Below are 24,503 nucleotides of genomic sequence, written 5' to 3' on the forward strand. Positions count from 1 at the left end.
ACAATTTTTTGTTTTTTTGAAATTTTTTTGTTTTTATTATCGTTTATAAATTAAAATTATTACGAGAAAAACAAAATATATTATAAATAAAGAAGGAGATTATTTAAATGGAATTATCTAAATATTCAAAATATATAAATGATTTGCTTAAAGAAAAAGCATCTGAAAAAATTTTAAGCGTTTTATTTATAGATGGAGATGATAAAAGAGCTCGTGAAGCAGCTAAATATTTAAAAGACAATAATTTAGCAAAACCTATTATGTTATTAGAAACAAAAAATCAAATTGTAGACGACGGTCTTGAAAATCTAATAATGGAAGAATTGAGTGCACAAAAAGATGCATATGCTATAAAATTAGCAGAAATTAGAAAAGGAAAAGAAGATTACGATACAGTAAGAAAATATCTTGACACTCGTCCATACTTTGGTGCAATGATGTTAAGAAATAAAGATATAGACTCAGCAGTTGGTGGATTAATTTATTCAACAGCAGATATTTTAAGAGCTGCATTTAAATCAATTGGGCCAAAACCAGGTATTAAAACAATATCATCTTTAATGGTAATGCACAAAGGTGATGAAAAAGTTATCATTAGTGACCCTTCAACAGTAGAAAAACCTACAGCTGAACAATTAGTTGACATTGCAAAAAACGCAACAGAATTTGCAAGAACAATGAAAATGAACGATTTAACAGGATTTTTAACATACTCAACAAATGGTTCAGGTAAAGGAGAAAATCCCGATTTAGTAAGAAAGGCAGTTGCACTAGCAAGTGAAGATACTTCTTTAAATATTATTAAAGGTGAAATGCAATTTGATGCTGCTTACAATTTAGATGTAAGAAAACACAAGTTCCCTTCAGCACCACAAGAAGAATTAGGTATTTATGTTTTCCCTAACTTAGAAAGTTGTAATATAGGAGCTAAAATGGCTCAAAGATTAGGAAACTATGGTGCGGTTGGAGCAATAATCCAAGGTGTTAATGCAGCTATTAATGATTTTAGCCGTGGAGCAACAGTGCAAGATGTTATCGATGTTACTTCAATTACAATCTTAAAAGGATATGACTTTTTAAAATAATGAAAAAAATATTAGTAGTTAATCCCGGTTCTTCATCGTTAAAATGATCTTTATATTCAAAAGATAAATTAGATTTAATAGCAACAGGACTTTGTGAAAGAATTAATTTAGATGGTAGAATAATTACCAAATTCAATGGACAAAAATATATTGATGATTTAAATTTACCAAATCATACAACTGCAGTACATGAATTAATTGAATTATGAAAAAAATATAACATCATTCACGATTTAAGTGAACTAGTTGCAATCGGATTTAGAACACCATTTTCAAGTAAAAAATATTTAAGTCCAGTTGTTTATAGTGAAGATGTTAAAAAAGCAATTGAACGTACTACAAAATTTGTACCACTTCATGCACCTGCAACTTTAACAACTGTTGATGCGTTTGAACAAAATATTCCTAACATAACAAAAATAATTGCCCAAGATACAGCTTTTCATGTTACAATGCCAAAAATTAATAGCACATTTGCAATTAACCAAGAATGAGCTAAAAAATATGATATTTTCAAATTTGGTTACCATGGACTAAGTCATGATTATATTACCTCAAAAATGAAAAACATTTTAGGTAAACAAAAAGTTAATATTGTCATTGCTCACCTAGGGTCAGGTTCAAGTGTTTGTGCAGTTAGGGACTCAAAATCTATTGATGTTTCAGTTGGATTCAGTAGTTTAGATGGACTAATTATGGGAACTCGTTCTGGAAATATTGATCCAGGTATTCCTGATTACTTAATTAGAGTTGAAGGTTGCGATCCTCAAGATGTATTTGAAATGATGGTAAAAAAATCAGGTTTATTAGGTGTAAGTGGATTATCAAATGACATCAGAGATTTACATGAAGCAGCAGCTAACGGAAATGAAGATGCAGCTTTTGCAATTGATTTATTTGCTTCAAAAGTAGTTGATTACATGGCAAGTTACATTAATAAAATTCAAAAACCGATTGATGCCATTGTATTTACAGCAGGTATTGGTGAAAATGATGAAATTATAAGAGAAAAAGTTACAAGCCAATTACAAGTTGCATTTGGTGTAAAATTATCTCAAAAAGCAAATTTAGAATCATATGATGACTATAAATTAATTTCTTCAAAAACTTCTAAAATACCAGTATACAAAGTAAGAACAAATGAAGAAATAGTTATTGCGCGTTACGTAAAAGAATTAAGTAAATAATATTTTAATACACAGCTAATGCTGTTGTATTTTTTTAATTTGAACCAAAATTCAAATAAATTTATGTAATTTTCTATTTTTAAGGTTAAATATAACTTATAATTTTATAAATAAAATTAACAATTTTTAGTTAGGAGAATTATGTTCAATAAGAAGATTATTATATTTTGTGGACCTAGTGGTGTGGGAAAAGGCACTATTGAAGCAAGATTATTTGATGATATTGCCCTAAAATTAAAACTTTCTGTTTCAGCTACAACCCGAGCACCTAGAAAAGGTGAAATTGAAGGGATACATTATTATTTCATTTCAAAAGAAAAATTTGAAGAGCATATAAAAAATAATGATTTAATAGAATGATCTCAACATTTCGATAATTATTATGGGACTTTATATAGCAATTTGCAAAAAATAAGTAATGAGGGTTTTATTCCATTTTTGGAAATTGAAACAAATGGTGCTATTCAAATCTTAAATAAATACAAAAAACAAAAAATTGAAGATAAAATTATTTCAATTTTTGTTATGCCACCTTCATTTAAAGAATTGGAAAGAAGAATTACTGAAAGAGGCTCAGAAACACCTGAAACAATTAAAAAACGAATGGAAAAAGCTTTTGATGAAGTTAAATACTCAAATTTATTTAAACATACAGTTGTAAATGACACAGTTGAAGGCACTTATTTAGAAATTAAAAATATAATTGAGAAAGAATTTAATTTATAATGCCAATTAAATTTGTCATAAAATCAGAAACAGGACCTATTAGAAAAGAAAACCAAGATTTTGCAGGTTTTATAAACAAAAATAATGTTTATATGGGGATTTTATGTGACGGAATGGGTGGACACAAAAACGGATCTGTTGCTTCTAAAATTGCAGTTAAAGAATTTATAGATTTTTTTTCAAATTCACAAATAGAAAAAATTGATGCATTTGATTCTAAAAATATTCAAAAATGATTTCAAGATGGTTTAGAAAAAGTGACCAAAAAAATGAAATCACTAGCAAATATGGATATTCAATATCTAGATATGGGAACAACATTAGTTCTTTGTTTGTTTTTTGAAAAAGAAAAAGAATTATATATTTTTAATTTAGGAGATTCTAGAGCATATTTATACAACGGTTTTTTACATCAAATTACAAAAGATCAAAATATTATGAATTACTTAATTGAAAAAGAAGATCTTGCTCCTGAAAAGGCAAAAAACATTAAAGGATGAGATCGTTTAGTAAGTGCTTTAGGACCTAAAAAAAATGGAATGGCGGACACTTTTTCTGTTCATAAAAATTCCAATCCTAAATATATTATTTTAACTTCAGATGGTATTCATAGTTTCGTTTCTAAGATTTTATTTGAAACTATTTTAAATGATAATTCCTCTATCGATAAAAAAGCGGATAAATTAATTAAAAATGCAATTGAACTAAAATCAAATGATAACCTTACTTGTTTAATTATGGAGATTAAATAATGGAACATAAAATGCACAAATTAACATCACTTTACAATATTATAAATAAAAATTTAGGTAAGGGTGGTATGGGTTATGTTTGACTTTGTGAAAATAAAATCACCAAAGAAAAAGCAGCAATTAAAATTTTAAAAAGTGAATATACTTTAGTAGAAAAAAATCGTTTTCAAAATGAAATACTGAATTTAAAAAACATAAATAGTAAATATGTTGTTAAATACTATGATTCTAATTTTAGCGAAGATGAACAATGAATAAGCATGGAATACGTCGAAGGTGAAAGTTTAAAACAATGTATTTTAAAACAAAAATATCTAGACTTAGAAACCGCTTTAGATTATGCTAAGATGATAGCTCAAGCACTTGCAGATATTCACAATATGAATTTAATTCATCGAGATTTAAAAAGTTCAAATATTATAATTGCTAATAATGGAGATGCAAAAATTATTGATTTTGGAATAAGTTTAAGTAGTGAAAGTGAAAGATTAACAAAAGAAAATAATGTAATTGGAACAGCTGAATACTTAGCACCTGAATTAATCCAAAATATAGAACCCGCTTCATTTCAAAGCGATATGTATAGTTTTGGAATTTTACTTTTTGAAATGTTAGAAGGTACTGTACCATTTACAGGACATGAAAAATTAGTCGCCCACATAAATAGTAAAATACCAAATTTAACAAGACTAAATACTATGATTCCACAATCAGTGCAAAATATAATTAATAAATGTTGTGCTAAAAGTCCTGGTAATCGATATCAAAATATGATGTATGTATTAGATGATTTAAGACACGCTCTTGACCAAGATAAAATGATTGAAAAAAAAATAAATCCTAACAAAAAGCAAAGAAAAAGTCTTGTAGAAATGTTTGAAAATAAAAATTTTACCTTAACATTACTTATCATTGGTAGCATTTTGCTTTTAATTACTCTTATATGTTTAATATTGCTCACAAAAGGAATAATTTAATGAAAACAGGTAAAATAATACGTTCTATTGCAGGTTTTTATGATGTAAAAACTCAAAACAAAGAAATAGTAAGAACTAGAGGAAGCGGAAAATTAAGATTACTAGATATTAAACCTACTGTTGGAGATTATGTTGATTTTAGTAAAGATAATATGATTCAAAAAATCCACGATCGAAAAAATACATTTATTAGACCTAAAATCGTTAATATAGATCAAGCAATTATTGTTATGAGCTTAGTAGAACCTGATTTTTCATATGAATTAATTGATAAATTTTTAATGATAATTGAAAACAAGAGAGTTAAACCAGTTATTGTATTAACTAAAAGTGATCTAACAACAGATTCAAAATTAAATTATTTTAAACAACAAAATTATGATGTTTTTGAAATAAATTACAAAAACAGCACTGGTTTTGACAATTTGCATGATATCTTTACAAATAAAACTAGTTTTTTTGTAGGACAAACTGGTGTAGGAAAAACTACTTTAATTAATTTTCTTGCTAAAACTAATTTTGAAACTCAAGAAATTTCCAAAGCTTTAAATCGTGGTAAACACACAACAAGAGAAGTATCCTTAATAGAATTTAATGGTGGTGAAATTATAGATACTCCCGGCTTTAGTTCAATTGATTTTGATATTACACTTGATCAAGTTGCTACTGCATTTTTAAAATTTTCAGAAGCTTCTAAACAATGCAAATTCAGAAACTGTAAACACAACCTAGAAACACTTGAAAATTGTGAAGTAAAAAGACAAGTACAAAATAATCAAATACCTGAAATTAGATACAAAAACTATTTAACATTCTTAAAACAAATTATAGAAAAGGAACAATATGAATAAAAATTATGGACAAATAAAATTTATAAATTCATCACTTTTAGATTTTGAAGACAAAGAAAATGCACACATTTTCATTAATAAACTAATAAAACACGGTATAAAAAATATTCATTATGATGTTATGGATCAGCAGTTTGCAACAAACTCAAAAAGTTTTACTCTTGAACAAATAAAATTAGCTTATAAAAATGCTAATATACATACAATGGATGTTCATTTAATGGTTAAAGATCCAGAAAATTGAATAAAAGAACTCAGTTTTGTTGATTATATTTCATTTCATTATGAAGCAGTAGGAGCTAAAAAAGCTCTTGAATTAGTAAAAAAATATCAAACTAAAGATTTAAAATTAGGACTAGCTATTAACCCCTCTACTTCATTTGAAGAAATTAAAGATTTAATTAGTCACTTTAAATTAATTTTGGTTATGTCAGTTGAAGCAGGAGCAGGTGGACAAGCTTTTCAACCTGAAATATTAAATAAAATTTCTCAAATTAAAGAATATATTTTACAAAATTCACTTGATACAAAAATAATGGTTGATGGTGGAATTAAAAAAGAATTGCTTGACAAAGTATTTTTATCTGGTGTAGATTTTGCTGTAATGGGTTCATATATTTTAAAAAATGATGATGAAAAAACCTTAAAGGAATTGAATTCACAAGCTTTAAAATGAAAACAAATTTATTTAGCTGGTGGATGTTTTTGAGGTATGCAAGCATGACTAAAACTTCAACGAGGAGCAATTAAAACTTGAGTAGGTTATGCAAATTCAGATACATTAAAACCTTCTTATCAAGATTTAATTAATAAAAAATCAAAAGCAGTAGAAACTGTGGAATTTATTTATGATTCATCAATAACCTCACTTGATAAAATTTTATACAATTTTTTATTAACAATAGATCCTACTTCACTTAACTTTCAAGCAAATGATATAGGTCTTCAATATAGAAATGGAATTTACTGAAATCAAAAAAATTTTTCAGAACAAGAAAATACATTAATTGAACAAGAAATTTTAAATACTATTAAAAAAGCACAAGAAAACTACCAAAAACCAATTGTTACTGAAGTTTTAAACTTAGAGAATTTTTACTTAGCAGAAGAATATCATCAAGATTATTTAGATAAAAATCCAGGGGCTTATTGCCATATAAAACTATAAAATGATTTTTAAATATAAAGAAAATGAACAACTTGATGATTTAGTACAATATTTATTGTCTAAAAAATTTGAAGCTATTTTATTAAATGGTGAATTAGGAGCAGGGAAAACATATTTAACTGCGCAAATAGCATCAAAATTAAATATTAGTCAAAAAATTATCAGTCCTACATTTAATACCATTTTTGTCTACGATGGTTTAGTTCATATTGATGCTTATAAATTAAGAGGTAATTTAGAAGCTTATGAAGATTATTTTGAAAATAATTTAGTTATTATTGAATGATCTAATAATATTGAACATCCATTTAATCACTATGCAAAAATTAATGTTTATTTAGAAAATGACTTACATGTATTTGAAATAGTGGAGGAAAAATAATGAATTTATTTTACGATACTTGTCTTGATGATTTAGTTGTGATTTTATTTGACCAACATTTTAATTTAATTTCTTATAAAAAAATAGATAAATTAAATAAAAAAGTTGATGTTATCCCTAAATTAACACAAGATATATTAAAAGAAAATAATTTAAATATTAAAGATATAAAAGGTTTTTATTTAAATGCGGGTCCTGGTAGCTTTACGGGTTCAAGAATTGCTATAACTTATTTAAGAACTATTTCACAAATTTTAAATACAGATATCTACACTACAACAAGTTATTTAATTATTAATAAACAAACAAAAAATAATGTAATCCATTTAAAAAGTTCAAAATATTCTTCTTATGAAATTGTTTTAGATGAAAATAAGAATGTTATTTCAACAACATTAATAAAAAATCACGAGGTAAATGAAATTAATTATAATGATTTAATTTATAACTTTAAAAAATATTTAGACATATTTAACAAAGTCGAAAATTTAGAAGATTTAAAAGTTATTTATTTTCATGAACCACAAATAGGAGATGCTAAATAATGACAATTTTAGGAATCGAAACTTCACATGATGATACTTCTATTTCAATTTTAGAAAATTCTAAAGTAGTTAAATTAGTTACTCTTACTCAAACTCAAATACATAAACAATACGGTGGAACTGTTCCTGAAATTGCTTCTAGGTTACACGTTGAAAATATTTATAAAGCAATTGAAGAAATCAAAAAAGATTATGATTTAAATAAAGTCGATTTAATAGCTTATACAGCAACACCAGGATTAATAGGGGCATTACAAATAGGTTTTTTAGCAGCACATGGATTAAGTTTAGCCTTAAATAAACCAATTGTTCCTATAAATCACTTAGATGGACATTTTTTTAGTGGTTCAATTAACAACAAAATTACTTATCCTGCACTTTGTTTATTAGTAAGTGGTGGACATACACAAATAATATATGCAAAAAATCACCTTGATTTAAACATAATTGGTCAAACTTTAGATGATGCAGTTGGTGAAACCTATGATAAAGTTGGAAGAAAAATGGGTCTTGAATTTCCAGCGGGTCCTAAAATTGATCAAATAGCTTATAATAACACCAAACAATTAAATTCTAAATTTCATTTACCTATAACAGAAAATAAATATGATTTTTCTTTAAGCGGTATAAAAACACAATTTATTAACTATATTAATAATTTTATTAACAGAAACCAAGAAATACCAGTTAATGAAATCGCATGTGACTTTCAAAATTTAATGGTGGAATATTTAAAGTCAAAAATGCAAGCAGCAATTGAAGAATATAAACCAAAATCAATAATTCTAGCAGGTGGAGTAAGCGCTAATTTTTCAATTAGAAAAATGTTTTTAACTCTACATGAAAATGCTATAATCCCTGATTTAAAATATGCAACAGATAATGCTGCTATGATTGCCCAAACCGCTAAAATTTTTTATCATGAAACTATAAATAAAAAAAATACAGAAAACAATTAATTTCTGTATTTTTTATTTTATTATCTTGTACTTTTATCATATGGAATACCAGAAGCAGCAGGAGCTGCAGATCTTTTAGATGTGGCGACCATTATTATTAAAGTTAATACAAATGGAATTAAAGATAATAAATCACTGTATTTTCCTAATGTATCTGGTTGCATTAATGGTAATGTAACACTAAGTGATCTAAGTAAACTAAATACTAAAACACTAAGTGAAATTCAAGGAATACGTCATTGGCCCATAATCATAATTGCAAGGGCTAAATATCCTAATCCATCAACTTCACCTTTAAATTGTGTAGGTCCTGACTGAGCAAAAAATGCTCCTGCAATCCCTGATAAAAATCCACTAATTAAAACACCTTGTCATTTGTATGAAATAACATTTACACCAGCAACGTCTGCTGCTTGTGGATTTTCTCCTATACTTCTTAATTTTAATCCTCAAGGAGTAAATTTAACAAGTACAAATGATCCTACTAAAATTACAATTGTTAAAACTAATCTAAATGATAAAAGATTTTTATATGAACTAGTATCAGAACTCAATGCTAGTTCTTTTACAAAGAATGGAACAGATTTTGAACCACCACCATATGTATATAATAATATAATAGCAAGACCAAATGCTAACATATTTATAGCAAATCCACTAATGGTTTGATCCGCTTTTAGTTTTATGGAAGCAAATCCATGAAGAGAAGCAAATAATGCACCCAAAATACCTGATAATGGTATTAAAAATAATTGATCTCACATTGAAGCATTTTCTCCTAGATAATATCCAAATACTAAATAAGATATTGCTCCTATAATCATCATCCCATTGATTCCGATATTAATTGTACCAGTTCTTTCACTAAACATTCCACCTAAACTAGCAAGAGATAAAATACAAAATGTTAAAACAAACATATATATAAATATTTGCATACTATTTTTCTCCTTTAGCTTTTATTAGGTGACACTTTGTAATTATTTTTTTATTAAGTTGTTTAGAAAGATCTTGGTAAATATTTTCTGTTGATTTTTTAAATTCTAATTTTTGAGCAGTTTTTAAACTCTTGTATAAATTAATTTTGTTTTTAAGATTATTAAATCCTAAATCGTCTAATGTTTTTTGTAAATTAATTTTAAAAGATGATAACTTGTTAAAGTACTCTAATTTTTGCTCTTCAGTATACTGATCTGTCTTTTGCAATAAAAGTTTATGAATTTCTTTATTGGTTGATGATTTAACCTCTTTAAATTGAGGTTTTTTCGCTTTGTGTTCGTTTTTTGCTTCTTTTATACTTAATTTATGTTGTTTAGTCAATGAAGCAAGTTTTTTGGTATGTTCTTTTTTAAGTTCTAGCCATTCTTTATTTGTGTAAAGTAAAATAAATTTCTTCATTCAATAAATAGGTTTGAAATAACTAAACATAATGCTTAATGCTGCCATAAAAATAATTAGTCCAGTAACCATAAACATACTTTCACCATTTAAATTCATTAAAAATAAACTAGGTTCACCGGTTTTTAATAATGCATAAAATAGTGAAGTAAATATGATTCCTACAGGAGCATTTAATGCTAGTAAGCTAATTGCAATGGTATCAAAACCAAGTCCCAATGGTGTTGTTAAATCAACCATTTGACCTTGAAGTATTACATAATAAATGAATCCAGCAAATCCACTTAATGCACCTGAAATTGATAAAACTGATACAACAATAATTTTTTCATTAGTTCCTGAATATTTTGCATTAGTTTTTGAAAGTCCTACCATTTTTACTTTATATCCAACTGTGGTTTTTGAAAATACAAATCACAGAACAAGAGAAATAATAACACCAAAACCTAGTGCAGCAGAAATAAATGCTTTTTTATCAGATGCTAAAATTTTTAATTGTCTAGTACCATCTCCAGTATCTAATAAAAACTGTTTTGCAATTGTTCCATCTGATCAAATTGCTCCATTTGTTCAGTTGAAAAAATAAATACAAAGATATACAACTATTCAATTTAATAAAATTGTTGAAATAACTTCATGGACATTGAAAAATGCTTTTAATAAACCAGCAATCATCGCTAAAAGCGCACCAGTCATTATACTTATAAACATTAATAAAACCAAATATCCAGCTGAAATAGTTTTTGAAGGATCTAGTAATTTAAATATGATTAAAAAACTGATCAATGATCCAAACATCATTTGCCCTGAAACACCGATGTTAAAATATCCAGATTTAAACCCTAAACCAACTCCTAAACTACCTAATAGAAATATTGATAAATATCCCATTAAGTATTCTTTATTTCATGATTTAAAGGCATTAGTAAAAATTAAATTAAAGAATTGTAATGGATTTTTTCCGATCATTGAAATAAAAATCATACTTAATAAAATTCCCATAATAATTGCTCATAAACTACTTGCAATTTTTCTTAAAGATGATTTTTGTTGATCCATTCTAATATAAACAGAAGCATTGTGAACTAAATTTTGTAATTTACTTGTAAAATTTTTCATTAATTCACCTCACTCTCTTTTTCAAATGAATCTGACATATATAATCCAATTTCTTGTCTTGTTATGTCTTTTGCTAAGCTTTGTTTAACAATTGAACCTTTGTTTACAATTGCGATTGTATCTGCTAAAGCTAAAATTTCATCTAATTCATAACTTATTAATAAAATTCCTTTTCCAGCAACTTTTTCTTTTAAAAGTCTTTCATGAATATTTTTAATAGCACCAACATCAAGTCCACGAGTAGGTTGCATAACAATTATAAAATCATGATCATGTGACATTTCTCTTCCAACAATAAATTTTTGTTGATTACCACCAGATAAACTACGTGCTTGACTTATACCATTTCTAGTACCACGTACATCATATTTTTCAATAATGTCATTAGTTATTTTTGAAATATTTTTACTTTTAAAAATACCAAATTTTTGATATGTTTTATCTCATAATCTTCTCAAGACTAAATTCATTTTAATATTGTAATCTAAAACAAGACCATGAGCATGTCTATCAGTAGGAACATAAGAAAGATTTAATTTTGACCTTTTTAGTGTGTTTAAATGTGTAATATCAATTAGTTCATTAGTTTTAGGAGAAATTAATTTAATAGATCCAGTTGTAGGTTTTAAAGCCCCACTAATTAATTGTTCAATTTGTGTTTGTCCATTACCTTCAATTCCGGCAATAGCTAGAATTTCTCCTCTGTGAACTTTTAAATTTATGTTATTAAGAGGTTTTTGACCTTTTGTATTAACATTTGTTACTTCTAAAACAGTATTTTCTTGGTCAAAATCATTATTTGTATTTGTAACTTCTTCTAAGTTACCACCAACCATAGCTTGTGCAAGTTGTTCAATTGATGTTTCTTTTACATCACAATTTAAAACAACTTGACCATGTCTAATAACAGTTGCAGTATCTGCTATTTCTTTAACTTCTTTTAATTTGTGTGAAATAAATATTATAGTTTTTCCTTGTTCTCTAAAAAGTTTCATTGTTTGCAATAATCCCGCGATTTCATCATCTGTTAAAACAGCTGTAGGTTCGTCGAAGATTAAAATATCATTATCACGGTATAACATTTTCATGATTTCAACTTTTTGCTGAACTGGAATTGAAGATTTACCACTTAAGGCATCTAGTTTGAAATGTAAATTAAATTTTTTCTGGATGATTTCAATTTTTTCACGTGATTTATTTTTATCTATAAAACCACCTGCTTTTTGAAATTCAGCGCCTAATATTATATTTTCTAAATTTGAATAGATTTTAACCAACTTAAAATGTTGGTGCACCATTCCTATCCCAAGATTATTAGCCATATTAGGATTTTTAATATTAACATATTCTTCGTTAATTTTAATTAATCCTTTTGTTGGTTCATACAATCCGAATAAAATAGACATAAGTGTAGATTTACCAGCACCATTTTCACCTATTAAGGCGTGAATAGTACCTTTTTTAACTCTAAAACTTATGTCTTTATTCGCTATTATACCTGGAAATTCTTTAGTTATATTTTCAAATTCAATAGCGTACATTTTTATTATGCATTAACTATTTCAACTAGTTTATTTAATCTTTCCTGTCCGTTATTGATTTCTGCACCATTTTCTTCAGCTTTTAATGAATTAACATAAGCTTTTTCAGTTTCTGATAAACCTTGGAATTTTGCCATTGCAGCATCTAAATCAGCTTGTGCTTTTGTTGTTTTTTCAGTTGTTTCTAGATTAGCTTTTGAAACACCAGTTCAGTTTTGTGCAATATTTCCAACGTTATGACCATTTGATTGTCCTAAAACAAAACCGTGTAATTTTGCTGAATTATTTGAGTATAATCCTTCTAAAACATCGTATACTGATTGTCCAATTCCTTTAGTAATTGAGGTAAAGAAATGATCTTTTCTGGTTGAAACAACGTTTGTTTGATCAACGTCAACCCCAATTACATATTGGTCGTCTTTTAAGTTATCAACAACAACTGTTGTAGCAGGTCCTGCAACTGGTAAGATAATTGTTGGAACCCTTTTAGATGATCCACCATTTAGAATATTTTGAACAATTGGATTCATTTTATTTCCGACAACAAATCCTGTATTTAAATTAACTTTATTTTCTTGTGAATCTTCTTGGTGTTTTACTTTAGCAGTTGGATTTTCAACATTTCAAGCTTTAATACCTTTTAAGAATCCTTCATTAAAATCTGTAACACCAGGGAAGTTTCCTCCACCAAATGATGCAACTCATCTTTTTTCTTCTGGAAGTGTTGATAAGAATTTAGCAGAGGCATATCCAGCTACTCATCCACTTTCTTTTGTGTTGTATTGCAATGAAATTGAATATCCTGTTGGAATTCCATCATAAACTTTGTCACCTGTTTCAAAGTTTATAATTGGTGCTGATGCATCATAATCAACTGCGATTATTACAATACCTTTCTTTTGCATTTCTTCTTTATGTTCATTATAGAATTTTTTAATTGCTGTGTCATGTTTAAATCCTACAGTAATTCAATATTTAAATCCTGTATTTAATATGTTTGTATAAATTTGTTCATATTGACTTTCTGAATTAGGTTCGATTGAAGGAGTATCATTTGAAAGTCCTAAATCTTCAATAATGGCTTTTATTCCTTCGTATGCTGATTGGTTAAATGACAAGTCATCAATGTGTCCTGCATCTGTAATAACTATTGCTTTATTAGCTTTAGCTTCATCTGATATATTAACATTTGTTGAGTGTTTAATGTTAGATATTGTTATTTGTTTTTTTGTTTCGTCTGTTGTTTTTGCATTTGTATTTCCTGATGTACATGAAGCAGCTAATGCTGGTACTGCAATCATGGTTGTCACAACACCAAGTGCTGCAAAACTAAATAGTAATTTTTTAGATTTTTTCATATTTTTCCTTTATTTATCGTTTTATCATTTGTTATCTATATTATATAGTAAAAATTTAATGTTTATTGTTTAAATTAATGACGTCACTATTTTAGCACCTTCATCTATTAAGTTATTTATAACATTATTTTGGTCATTATCAACATTAGGAAATGCAAAAATTTCCTTTCCTTGTTCCAAAAATAAGTCAATTATGTTCGAAAATGTTTTGCTTTTATATAAAGAATACAAAATTAATTTTTCACTCACTGCTGCTAATAATCTATATGAAGATATTTGTTTATTTAACAGATTCATTTTTGAATCATAATATTCACTTATAATTAAAAAATTATTTTCAAAATTTCTTAATTCTGGAAATGAACTAAAAATACTTTGGATGTTAAAAGGACTAATGAAAATTATTTTTTGGTTATTCTTTAAAAAATACAGTACTATTTTCATTTCCAAAATATTTTTAGCAGTAGTAACTAATACAGTATCTGGATTTTTTTCAAATAATTTTTTAGTCGTGAATTCAATTAAATCTTCAATATTTGTTGTTAAATAATTACCAGATAAGCAAATTTTATTTTTATGATCTAAAAGTTCTAAATTACCACTATAAAAAATACAAAAAGGTGGTTTGTAAATATTTTTAAAATCGTTAGGATAATTTTTATCTAAAATTGTTATGTAATTTTGAAATTCAGTTTCTTGTACTTTAGTTTGTATTTTTTGTAAATTGTCTTGAGTGATTTTAGTTTGATTATTTAAATCTTCTAAAATTTTATTTCAGTTGCCTCTATTTTTGAAAGTTAAATATAATAAAAATATGTTCATTATCTCTCCTACTTTTATAAGTAAAAAAAATATAGCAAACTAAAAATATTTTTAGATTTTTTTTACAATAGAATAAAATATATAATTATGAATTTGAAACTTAAACAAAAACTGGAAATAAATTCTTGAAAAGACTTTTGAATGCCAAAAGACATAAAAATGATTTTAAAATTAACTTTTCCTATATTTTTACAAATTTTAATTAATGTAATTGCAACAATAGTAGGTTCATTAAGTGTTAATTGATATTTAAAAGTAACTCATGAAACAGGACAGGTAGTTGGAACTTATTTTTATGCACTAGCTAAAGTTATTTTAGTCTATAACTTAATATCTTTTATACCTACACTAGTATCTAGTGGTGTTTTAATTATTTGTAGTAATTTAATAGGACAAAATCGTCACAGTGAACTCCCTAAAATTATTTTAACTGGAGTGTATGTTAATTTATTTATTGCATTTGTATTTTTTATTTCCATGTGATTTGCTTCACCTTTTTTACTTGAAGCAATGGGTTCAAAAAGCACAATAAAAATATATGATCAAAATCACAATATTTTGCATGATAATGAATTAATATTTACTACTAAATATTTAAGATATATGCTATTTTGATTATTTTTCTATTCAATAGCACAAGTTTTTGCAGCTGGTTTACAAGCAATTAAAAAAAATAATATTGCAGTAATAGGTGCAATTATTGGTAATTTTTTTGCTGTTGCTTGAATGTATATTTTATTATATGGTTTTTCTAAATACAATCCAATTTACTTAACAGCTTTTGATTATACTTTAGGTGCTTTAATTCAATTATTAATAAATTTTATTTTTTGTCATTTCTTAATTTTTAAAAAATATAAAACCAGAATTAAAGATACATTTAAATGAGATTATGCAAAAAAGACACTTGTTTTAGGTACACCAATTTCACTTGAATATGGTGTTTGAACAATTAGTCAATTTTTAATTAGTAGTGCAATAAGCACAGGAGGATTGGGTGATCAATATATTGGAATGTACCGTGCAATAATTATGATAACGGGAATTACTACTGCATTTAATACAGCATTAGGTGCTGTTACTAATGTTTTAATAGGTATTGAGATAGGAAAAGAAGACAAAAAAAGAGCTTATAATTTAGCATGACAGTTATTTGTAACTGGTTTATATTTTTCACTTTTAAGTGGAATTATATTAATTTCTTTAACTTATCCATTACTTAAGTTATATCAAATTGATACATTAACTATTAATAAAATTGGTTATTGAATTATGTTTTTTAGTGTTTTAAAAATTATAGTTGATACTGCTAATTTAACAATATTAAGAGCTTTATGAAGTGCAAATGATATTTGAATTCCTATTTTAATTAGTCTAATAACAATGATGGCTGTGCAAGTTTCACTTGTTCATATTATTTTAGATGTTTGATATAAAAAAGGAGAATCTACTTTAACTGCATCTTTTGCATTCTCTATTGTATTTTTATCTTTAGTAGTTGATCCAGGTTTAAGATCAATAATTTATATAAGAAGATGAATAAAGAAAACCTGACATAAGTATGCTAAAAAGTTTTAAAGCATGATATAATTATTTTGTTAGAAATATGAAAAATGGTAGCCCACATGGGCTTCTTTTATATGAAGGAAGTAAATTATGTATGGAATTGTTTTTTATTTAAAAAAAGATTTATTAAAAGAAACATACGGTAATGAAGATTATCACGCAGCATATGAAGAAATACGCGCTATTCTAAGACATTATGGCTTCCACTGATTATCAAACAGTTTTTATTATTCACGTAATATCAATAATTTAGCAAATATTTATAGGGTGATCAGAATTTTAAAAACCAAAGAATGATTTAAAAAATCACTTGTTAGTTTCAATGTTTTTAAAATGCAAGATATGAGTGATTTTACACAACTAATTAAAGATGATTGAACACCATCAAATCCGTTAATGTCATAATCAAGCAAATTAATTTGCTTGATTTTTTTAAATACTAAACAATAAAAAACAAGAAGATTTTGTGTCTTCTTGTTTTAGTTTATAGTTTTATTTTTTCTTAAGAATTATAAATTCATCTTCAACTGAAGGATCTGTATATGCAGCTCATTTTGTCATATCAACTTCATGTTCTTCATTGATAGAATCATCAAAAATTTGTCTGTTTGAAACTGCGATAGTTTTTGTATTTGTATCAGTTTTATTTAAATTATACAATTCTTCTAATAATTTATTATAAGCATCAAATATATTGAATGCAGAATTTATAAGTCATTGTTTTGCATTAACTTGTTTTCCTTCACCTGCTTCAATTGTTCTATTAGTTTTATGAACAATACTGTTTTCAGATATTTTTCCACCACCTTCATATTCATAAATAGTGAAGTCTGGAATATCAACACCTAATGGTGTGCTTGTTTGAGTTTCTGAGACATATTGATCATTTGGTTTTGTTTTATTTATAGTTATTTCACTTTGAAGAACATGATTATTGTTTGAGAACCCACCAGTATTAATTGTGTATTCAAAAACTTGCGTATCTGAATTAAATCCTTTATATCCATTTCAACGCTTAAATGTATTTATACCAAAAATATCTAATGTTTGTTTTGCTAATTGAAGAGCAGATAAAGTTTGACCTGTGATGTCTTTAAATGTATTATCAGCATTTAAATATGAACCATCAGCATCAACATTATTTTTCTTTTTATATTCTTCTTCGTAATGTTTTATTAAACCTTGTAATAAATATGTAACTATTTCATAATAACCATAATTTTTTAGATATTTGCCTTGTGAACTACGCCCTTCTTCTTTATTATAAAATCCTAGTAAATCTAAAACTCAATAACTATTTACATTTCCTTGTGTATTTGCTGGATACATTCAGTAATCTGAAGACAATAATTTTTTGTAATTAGTATCTGTTGGCATGATAGTGTTTTCATTACCATGTTCATTGTTTGCAAATAAATATAATGCATATGCAAATTCTAAAGGTTTAGCTTCTACTTTATCTAGGTTATTGACACCATTGATTAAGCGGGAAATATCGTTCATATTTTGCACTGAGTTCGATGATCATTTAAAATTATCTCCAGCATAATATCTTGGACGCCCTGAATAAAATTTATCATTAGATGCTAACATATTTTTATCTTTAACATAATCTTCTCGATTATAATTATCTTTTATCTCTTTTCTTTGTTTTTCTATTTCCTTTGAAATTTCTCTCCTAAATAATGCTCGAGCTTTTTTCTTGTCAATTTTATTTGTAATCTTATTTACATATTCTTTATTTGAATTTTTAAGTGATTTTGTTTCAGTTTCTATTGAATGTATACTATATTTTTCAAATTCAGTGTTTGCTTTTGTTGTTATTTTTTGTAATTCAGAAATGAATTCTTCTGTTTCAGAGAATTTAGTTTTATTTTTTTCAAGTCATGAAATTAAAAATTTTGTTTCAGCTTTTTGAACTAAAAATTCAATTATTGTATTGTCATAATATTCTTCAGCTGGTACTCAATAAATACTTTCTTCAAATTTCGGATCATATCCGCTTTCAGTTTCGTAACGAGTACCAAATGTTGTAATTCCTTTATTTCCAACATTATCGTGCATTGTAAGAGCATATGAAAATACATTATGACTAAAACTTTCAACTAATTTTTTTTGCAATTCATTATTATTTTGAACTTGATTTAAGTAATAATCTTTTGCATATGAAACATAATTATCAAAAAATAGTTTTTGATTTTTTACAGTTTGAGTTGCTTTTGTATATAGCTGTAATAAAGTTTCTTCGCTATTTTCATTACTAATACTTGTCATTCATGAATCATAAATTTCTTTTATATTAGTAGATTCTTGAGTTTTATTTTTACCTTTTTCAATAGAATCTACGAAATCTGCAAATGTAAATACATCACTATTTTCAATGTCATAATAATTTGAAACAAAATTTTTATATGACGCAATAAATTGAGTTTTAAGTTCTTCAAATTTTGATTTTATATTTGAAAATGTATTTGATATTGCACTATCACTTTGATTTAAAACAGCTAATTTATTATTTAATTGTTCCAATGTTAAAGGATTATTTTGTAATTCTTCTCCTGTAAATTGTGATTTTAAATTATTAATTTCTGTTTTAAGTGCATCTTCTTGTTCATACATATCTGCTTGTTTAGCTCTAACTATAGATGCTAATTTTTCGTGTGAGGAATCATCTAACCCTTCAACAAAATCAACAAGTGGCTTATAGAAACTAGTCATTTCTACACCTTCACCAAAATTTTCTTTTGCTTTATCATTTATTGCTTTATCAGCTCTGTAATTTACAGCATCAACATAACCTTGTTGATATTTTTCTTTTAGTGTATTATATTCTTCAATAAGTTTATTTAATTTTTCTTTATTGTTTTTATCAATATTTTTTGCATCATTAATATATGAAGCCATTTTTTCTTCAAGTTTAGTGATATTTTCTGGACTAAGAAGTTCAATTGATTCTTTGTTAGAGTTTGCAATATAAACATCTTTTATTAAATTAATAAAGTTTTCTTTATCTTCATTAATTTTCTTTTCAAAATCTTTTTGTTCTTTTTTATGTTTTGCTTCATCTAAAGCATCTTGTAATGCCTCAATTGATTTTTGGATATCATCTGAAGATGGAAGTGGTGTTACGGTTGGTAGTGATTTTTTATCTTCATCTGATTTTACTTGTTCTAAGTTAGAAGTTACATCAGAATAATTTGAATCTTTTGAAACAGAATCAATAAATTTTTGTGCATCATCGCTTAATTTTTCGTATTCTTTTGCTTTTACTAAACTATTTGCTTTATCTAAGATATCTTTTGCTTTTTGATATTTTGTAGCGTCTAAAGGATCGGTAAGTGCATTATTTGCTTCAGCTTGCGCATCTTCCATTATTTTTCTTAATTCTGCTTTAAATGCTTCATCTTGAATATTTTCAATTTCATCTTTTATTTCATTAGCTTTTTCTAATGATTTTTCATATGCTTCTTTATTTTTTTTAAGTTCTTTTTCTTTTTTATCATTTAAAGTGTTATTTAAATCATCAATTGCTTGTTTAGCTGCATCATATGCTTCTTTTTGTTTTTGTTTATCTTCTCCTGCTTCTTGAAGTTTTTTATCTAATTCGCTTTGAATTTCTGCTAATTTATCATTGTAGTATTTTTTAGTTTCAGGATATTTATCTTTTAAATCATTTTTAGAAGTATTTTGAGCATCTAGTTTTGCTTTTTCATATTTTGCTTTTGCTAATGCTACTTCTAATTCTTTTTGTTTTTCGTTATATTCTTTCACAGTAACAGTTGAGTCATTTTCTTTAGGTTCTATGAAATCACTAGTTGATTCTTTTACTTGTTTTAATTCATCTATAATAGCTTGTTCTTCTTGAACATTTTTATCTAAATCATCAGCAATAAAATCTTCTATATTTTTAACTGCTTTTTCATAATCTTCTTGAGCTTTATTTAAAGCAATATCAGCTTTAGCTTGTTTTAATGCTTCTCTTGCATCTTCATATGCTTTTTTAATTTCTTGTGGAGTTGTTGCAGCAGTTAAATCTTTTTTAAGTGAACCATCTTTACCTATTATTTTATCTATTGCAGCTTTATATTTTTCTAATGATTTTGGATAGTTTTCAAATTCTGAATCTGCTACAATGTTATCTTTTTCAGTTTTGAAATTCTTTTTAGAAGTTTCTACTGCTTTTGCTTGTTCAAAAGCTGTATCTAAAGCTTCTTTAAATTCTCGATATTTTTTAGGGTTTAAAACATTATCAGCACCTATATTACTTTTTTTATAAGTATCTAAAGCATCAGTTAATATTTTTTTAGCTTCTGTTTGATCTTCATCTAAGCCATCATTATATTTCGATACATCACTGTATTTAATTAAATATTCATCGAATTTTTGTTTTATTAAATCAATTTGTGGAATTTCTGCTTTTAATAATTCAGTAGCTTCATCAATTTCAGATGCTACTGATTTATCATTAATTCTTACATCTTTTTGTGGTTGTAATTTATTTATAATAGCAGATTTTATTTCTGAATATTTATCAGGACTTGTATCATCTTTAAATTTATCTAAAATATCGCCATAAACTTTATCAAAATCTGATTTTGATTTAGCTAAAACAGCATCATCATATGCTTTTTGTAATTTTGGAAGTGATTCTTTTAAAATCTCGATTGTTGGTTTAGGTGTAGATGTTGAAAGTGCTTTTGGATCTTCTGAATCTATAACTGCTTTTAGTGTGTCATAAATTCCTTGATATTCGGGGTGTTTGTTTGCAGCTTCTACATTAGTTTCATTTAATTCAGCTAATAATGATTTTGCTTTTTGAGATAAATTATCATAAGCATTTTGGAAAATGTCTAATTGTTGTTGTTTAGCTTCTTCTAATGCTTGATTTAAATCTTTTGTTGCCTGATTTATTGATTCTTCAGTCGCTTTTGAATTTGTTTTATTTGATTTTTGTAATTCAATAGCAGAATCTAAATTTTCTTTTGCTATATCAATTAATTCTTTTTGTGAATCATTTGATAATAGTTCTTTATCTGTTTCAAGAGAAGTTGCAAATTTTTCAGCTTCTAAAGCTTTTTTATCAAAAATTTCTGATGCTTTTAAAACTTTTTCATCTAAATTTAATTTATCTAATGCATCAATTAAATTTTGTTCTGTTGAAGAAGCATTGTCATTAATACCTTGTGCTGTTGCTAATTCTTTTAAAATCTTATTAACAGTATGTTCATGTTCAGGTTTTGTAACAAAATTTTCATCTTTTTCTTCTTGTAAATTATTTTTAACATATTTTGTAATTGAATCAATTTTTGCTTGTAAATCGGTTCTTGCTTTTGCTCTTTTTTCTTTGTTTGTAGTATATTCTGCATTAGCTTTAGTTATTGCATCTGATAATTTTTGTGCTTTATCAACAAAATTGTCTTTTGTTTTATTATCGTTATTTTTAAAAAATTTTTCACTTTGGTTTAATACATCTTTTAAAGTATTATAAAGTTCTTCATCATCCTTATTTAAAACTGGCTTTTGAATTTCACTTAATTTATCTTTTGCTGCTTTTACTTGCTTGTCATAATTATCTTTTGATTCTTTTAAAGCTTTTGATGTGTTGAAAATTTCAGTTAATCTATCAATTGATTTTTGAATACCTTCAACTTCAATTTCGTCTTTTGGTTCAAGTAAAGTAGCATTAGGGTCTTTTTCAACTAAATTAGATTCATCTGTAACTGATTTTTTTAAAGGATCTTTAATAAAATCAAAATCGTTATTATTTGCTAAATTTTGATCTATATAATCATTAACTTTATTTTTAAGAGTTTCAAATTCTCTAAATTTACGGTTTTTATCTGTTTCTTCTTTTTCTTCTTTTGTTTTATCAAGTGCTTCTTGAACACCTGAAGCTGCTTTTTTTGTAGCTTCAATTTTCTCTTTTAATGATTTGTTATCATCATCAAGAATTTTTTTAAGATCTTCTTCAATCTCAGATATTGCACTGTCTAATTTTTGTGTAATTACAGGATATTTATCAGTTAAAACATTTGTTTTATAAGCATCAACAGCTTCTAATTTTCTTTTATATACTTCTGTTTCTCAATCAAAATCAATTTTATCTTTTTGATTTTCCACTGAATTTAATTTTGCTTTTAATTTTTCTTTTGCTTCTTTTATTTGATCACTTGTTGATTCAGTATCTTTTTTAGCAACAACTTCATCAGTGTCTGCTTTTGTTGTTGTTAATTCATTGGCTAAACCTGGATATTTTGAACTGTTTGCATTAATTAATTTAAGTAAATCGTTAACATCTTCAACAACTTCATCATATTCAGTTTTTTGTTCTTCACGTTTTTCAAAAGTTGCATTTACTTCTTTTTTAACTTCTTCAAAAACTTTTTCTAATTTATTTTTTTGATCTTGAATGTTTGAAGAATCGTTTGAATTTGCTACAGCTTCTTTTGTTTCATTTAAAGCTTTTTGTAATTTTTGAATTGACTCTGCATCTTCTGGGTGTTTATGTTCATTGATATAATCTTCTATATCTTTAAACAAAGCATTAATATCATCTTTTGCTTGTTTTTTGTTTTCAATTTTGGCTTCGTAATTTTTTAAAGCTTCTGTTGCATCTAAAATTTGTCTGGTAGTTGAGTTTGGATTATTTCTTACTTTATCTTCTTTGGTAATTAATTCAGTGATTTCTTGTTTAATTGATTCATATTTAGAATCTGTTAATTTATCTTTTATTTTGTTTAATTTTGCTTTTTGAGCATCATAACCAGCCTGTGCTTCAGCTTTTTTAGCTTCTAAAGCTTCAATTATTTTATTTGCTGATTCGTATATTTTATCAAATGTTTTTGATTTAGTATCTTGACTTTCAGTTGCTAAAATATCAGATACATATTTTTTAATATCTGAATATTTTCCGTCGTTAAAACTATCTATAAAATCATTTGCTAACTGTTTAGCTAATTCAAGATAATTAATTGCATTGTTTCTAAAAGCATCATTTACATGTTTTTGAATTTTTGCTGCATTTACATAATCTAAAATATTATTTATACTTGCATATACTACTTCAAAATCTTCATTATTTATCCCAACATCATATTGTTGCTTTGAATGTTCTAATAATAAATCTTTAGTTTTTATATCATCTGGAGTAGTTAATGTTTCATTTGCATATTTTATTGCTTCATCGTAAACTTTTTGAAGTTCTTGTCAAGATATTTTATGAGCTTTTTTAGTTGCATCTTGAAGCTCTTGAATTAATTTGTGTTTTGCTTCCAAAATGTCCCCAACAGTAGATGTTTCTATATTAATATTTTTAATAATGTCATCACGATTTTGTTTTTCTTCTTTATGCAGTGAATCATAAAAATTATGTGCAAAAAGATGACTTGTAATAAAATCATTTAATTTTCTCAATTCTTTTTCATAATCAGCAAAAGCAATTTGTCTAATATCATTATCTTTAATTGCTTTATCTCTTTTCGCTTTTTCAAAAGCTTCTTGAAGTATTTTTACTTGGTTGTTTATTTCATCTTGACTTGATTCTAAATTTACATGTTTATCAGTTTCAAATTTTACATCTTCAAGTTTTTTTCTTATGTCATAATATTCATCAAATTTAAGATTATTATTAACATAATCTAAAACTTCTTTACTCAATCTATTGTATTCATCAAAATTTAATTTATTTTGATTATTTACAATATCACCAAATTTTTGTAAAGTAAATTTCAGATTATCAATTTTAGTTTGAACTTTTGAAAAAGTATCATCAAAAAGACTTAAAACAGGATTATCATCTAAAATATTCTGAACAACTGTATTTAAAAACAAATTATTGCTTAAATTTTCATCTTTAAAAGATTTAAGTTTTTTTCACAATTCATCTTGTTTTTTTCTTAAATTATTTAATCTTGTTTCTTCTAAAATAAAGCTTGTTGTTGCAACTGTTACAGCACTTATAGAAAGCGCAAATGCAGTAGCTAAACGGTGTTTTTTACTTCTTTTCATATCGTCTCCTTATCTTTCCAAAAACAAATAGTTTTCATGGATACATAATTTTCAATCTAT

The 24,503-nt window shown here is 25.8% G+C and carries 18 protein-coding genes; 12 read left to right on the forward strand and 6 right to left on the reverse strand.

Features of this window, described 5'->3' with window-relative positions; all coding sequences use genetic code 4:
• Window positions 1–107 precede the first annotated feature (107 nt).
• The 10 genes from KQ877_RS01445 (at window position 108) to tsaD (ending at window position 8,632) form a co-directional block, all read left to right on the forward strand.
• Entirely contained in the window at window positions 108–1,085 is a 978-nt protein-coding gene (locus tag KQ877_RS01445) for a phosphate acyltransferase (protein WP_216488630.1), read from the forward strand.
• Entirely contained in the window at window positions 1,085–2,272 is a 1,188-nt protein-coding gene (locus KQ877_RS01450; protein WP_216488628.1) for an acetate/propionate family kinase, read from the forward strand. Before KQ877_RS01445 ends, KQ877_RS01450 begins: the two co-directional genes overlap by 1 nt.
• A 141-nt stretch (window positions 2,273–2,413) precedes the next feature.
• Window positions 2,414–2,998, forward strand: coding sequence for a guanylate kinase (gmk, locus tag KQ877_RS01455; protein WP_216535828.1), 585 nt, complete (start codon window positions 2,414–2,416; stop codon window positions 2,996–2,998).
• Window positions 2,998–3,750, forward strand: a complete 753-nt coding sequence (locus KQ877_RS01460; protein ID WP_216535829.1) for a protein phosphatase 2C domain-containing protein — start codon at window positions 2,998–3,000, stop codon at window positions 3,748–3,750. The genes gmk and KQ877_RS01460 overlap by 1 nt, the downstream gene beginning before the upstream one ends.
• Window positions 3,750–4,727, forward strand: coding sequence for a serine/threonine-protein kinase (locus tag KQ877_RS01465; protein WP_216535830.1), 978 nt, complete (start codon window positions 3,750–3,752; stop codon window positions 4,725–4,727). Before KQ877_RS01460 ends, KQ877_RS01465 begins: the two co-directional genes overlap by 1 nt.
• Window positions 4,727–5,578, forward strand: a complete 852-nt coding sequence (gene rsgA, locus KQ877_RS01470; protein WP_216535831.1) for a ribosome small subunit-dependent GTPase A — start codon at window positions 4,727–4,729, stop codon at window positions 5,576–5,578. Before KQ877_RS01465 ends, rsgA begins: the two co-directional genes overlap by 1 nt.
• A complete protein-coding gene (msrA, locus tag KQ877_RS04140; RefSeq protein ID WP_308699331.1) occupies window positions 5,571–6,746 on the forward strand; it encodes a peptide-methionine (S)-S-oxide reductase MsrA in 1,176 nt (391 codons plus the stop codon). The genes rsgA and msrA overlap by 8 nt, the downstream gene beginning before the upstream one ends.
• A gap of 1 nt (window position 6,747) precedes the next feature.
• Window positions 6,748–7,128: a tRNA (adenosine(37)-N6)-threonylcarbamoyltransferase complex ATPase subunit type 1 TsaE gene (locus tag KQ877_RS01480; protein ID WP_216488618.1), complete on the forward strand. Its 381-nt coding sequence runs from the start codon at window positions 6,748–6,750 to the stop codon at window positions 7,126–7,128.
• The gene (locus tag KQ877_RS01485; RefSeq protein WP_216535832.1) at window positions 7,128–7,673 is read left to right on the forward strand and encodes a hypothetical protein; all 546 of its coding nucleotides are present in this window, start codon (window positions 7,128–7,130) and stop codon (window positions 7,671–7,673) included. The genes KQ877_RS01480 and KQ877_RS01485 overlap by 1 nt, the downstream gene beginning before the upstream one ends.
• A complete protein-coding gene (tsaD, locus tag KQ877_RS01490; protein ID WP_216535833.1) occupies window positions 7,673–8,632 on the forward strand; it encodes a tRNA (adenosine(37)-N6)-threonylcarbamoyltransferase complex transferase subunit TsaD in 960 nt (319 codons plus the stop codon). Before KQ877_RS01485 ends, tsaD begins: the two co-directional genes overlap by 1 nt.
• 20 nt (window positions 8,633–8,652) lie before the next feature.
• Here the strand turns inward: tsaD and KQ877_RS01495 are convergent, their stop codons facing one another.
• The 5 genes from KQ877_RS01495 to KQ877_RS01515 all read right to left on the reverse strand — a co-directional run bounded on the left by KQ877_RS01495 (window position 8,653) and on the right by KQ877_RS01515 (window position 14,870).
• The gene (locus KQ877_RS01495; RefSeq protein ID WP_216535834.1) at window positions 8,653–9,570 is read right to left on the reverse strand and encodes an ABC transporter permease; all 918 of its coding nucleotides are present in this window, start codon (window positions 9,568–9,570) and stop codon (window positions 8,653–8,655) included.
• 1 nt (window position 9,571) lies between these two features.
• Window positions 9,572–11,149 (reverse strand): ABC transporter permease subunit, encoded by a 1,578-nt coding sequence (locus KQ877_RS04145; RefSeq protein ID WP_216535835.1) that lies wholly within the window; start codon window positions 11,147–11,149, stop codon window positions 9,572–9,574.
• The gene (locus tag KQ877_RS01505; RefSeq protein WP_216535836.1) at window positions 11,149–12,690 is read right to left on the reverse strand and encodes an ABC transporter ATP-binding protein; all 1,542 of its coding nucleotides are present in this window, start codon (window positions 12,688–12,690) and stop codon (window positions 11,149–11,151) included. Before KQ877_RS01505 ends, KQ877_RS04145 begins: the two co-directional genes overlap by 1 nt.
• 5 nt (window positions 12,691–12,695) lie before the next feature.
• On the reverse strand, window positions 12,696–14,048 hold the full coding sequence (locus KQ877_RS01510) for a BMP family ABC transporter substrate-binding protein (RefSeq protein WP_216488605.1): 1,353 nt from the start codon (window positions 14,046–14,048) through the stop codon (window positions 12,696–12,698).
• 69 nt (window positions 14,049–14,117) lie between these two features.
• On the reverse strand, window positions 14,118–14,870 hold the full coding sequence (locus KQ877_RS01515; RefSeq protein WP_216535837.1) for a DNA-processing protein DprA: 753 nt from the start codon (window positions 14,868–14,870) through the stop codon (window positions 14,118–14,120).
• An 87-nt stretch (window positions 14,871–14,957) separates the two neighbouring features.
• Between KQ877_RS01515 and KQ877_RS01520 the strand changes: the two genes are divergently transcribed.
• Entirely contained in the window at window positions 14,958–16,448 is a 1,491-nt protein-coding gene (locus KQ877_RS01520; protein ID WP_216535838.1) for an MATE family efflux transporter, read from the forward strand.
• A gap of 78 nt (window positions 16,449–16,526) precedes the next feature.
• Window positions 16,527–16,841 (forward strand): virulence protein, encoded by a 315-nt coding sequence (locus KQ877_RS01525; protein WP_216535839.1) that lies wholly within the window; start codon window positions 16,527–16,529, stop codon window positions 16,839–16,841.
• An 87-nt stretch (window positions 16,842–16,928) separates the two neighbouring features.
• Here the strand turns inward: KQ877_RS01525 and KQ877_RS01530 are convergent, their stop codons facing one another.
• Window positions 16,929–24,443, reverse strand: coding sequence for a hypothetical protein (locus tag KQ877_RS01530; RefSeq protein WP_216535840.1), 7,515 nt, complete (start codon window positions 24,441–24,443; stop codon window positions 16,929–16,931).
• Window positions 24,444–24,503: the final 60 nt, after the last annotated feature.

The organism is Mycoplasma zalophi (assembly GCF_018914005.1).
In the GTDB taxonomy this organism is placed as follows: Bacteria; Bacillota_I; Bacilli_A; order Mycoplasmatales; family Metamycoplasmataceae; genus Metamycoplasma; species Metamycoplasma zalophi_A.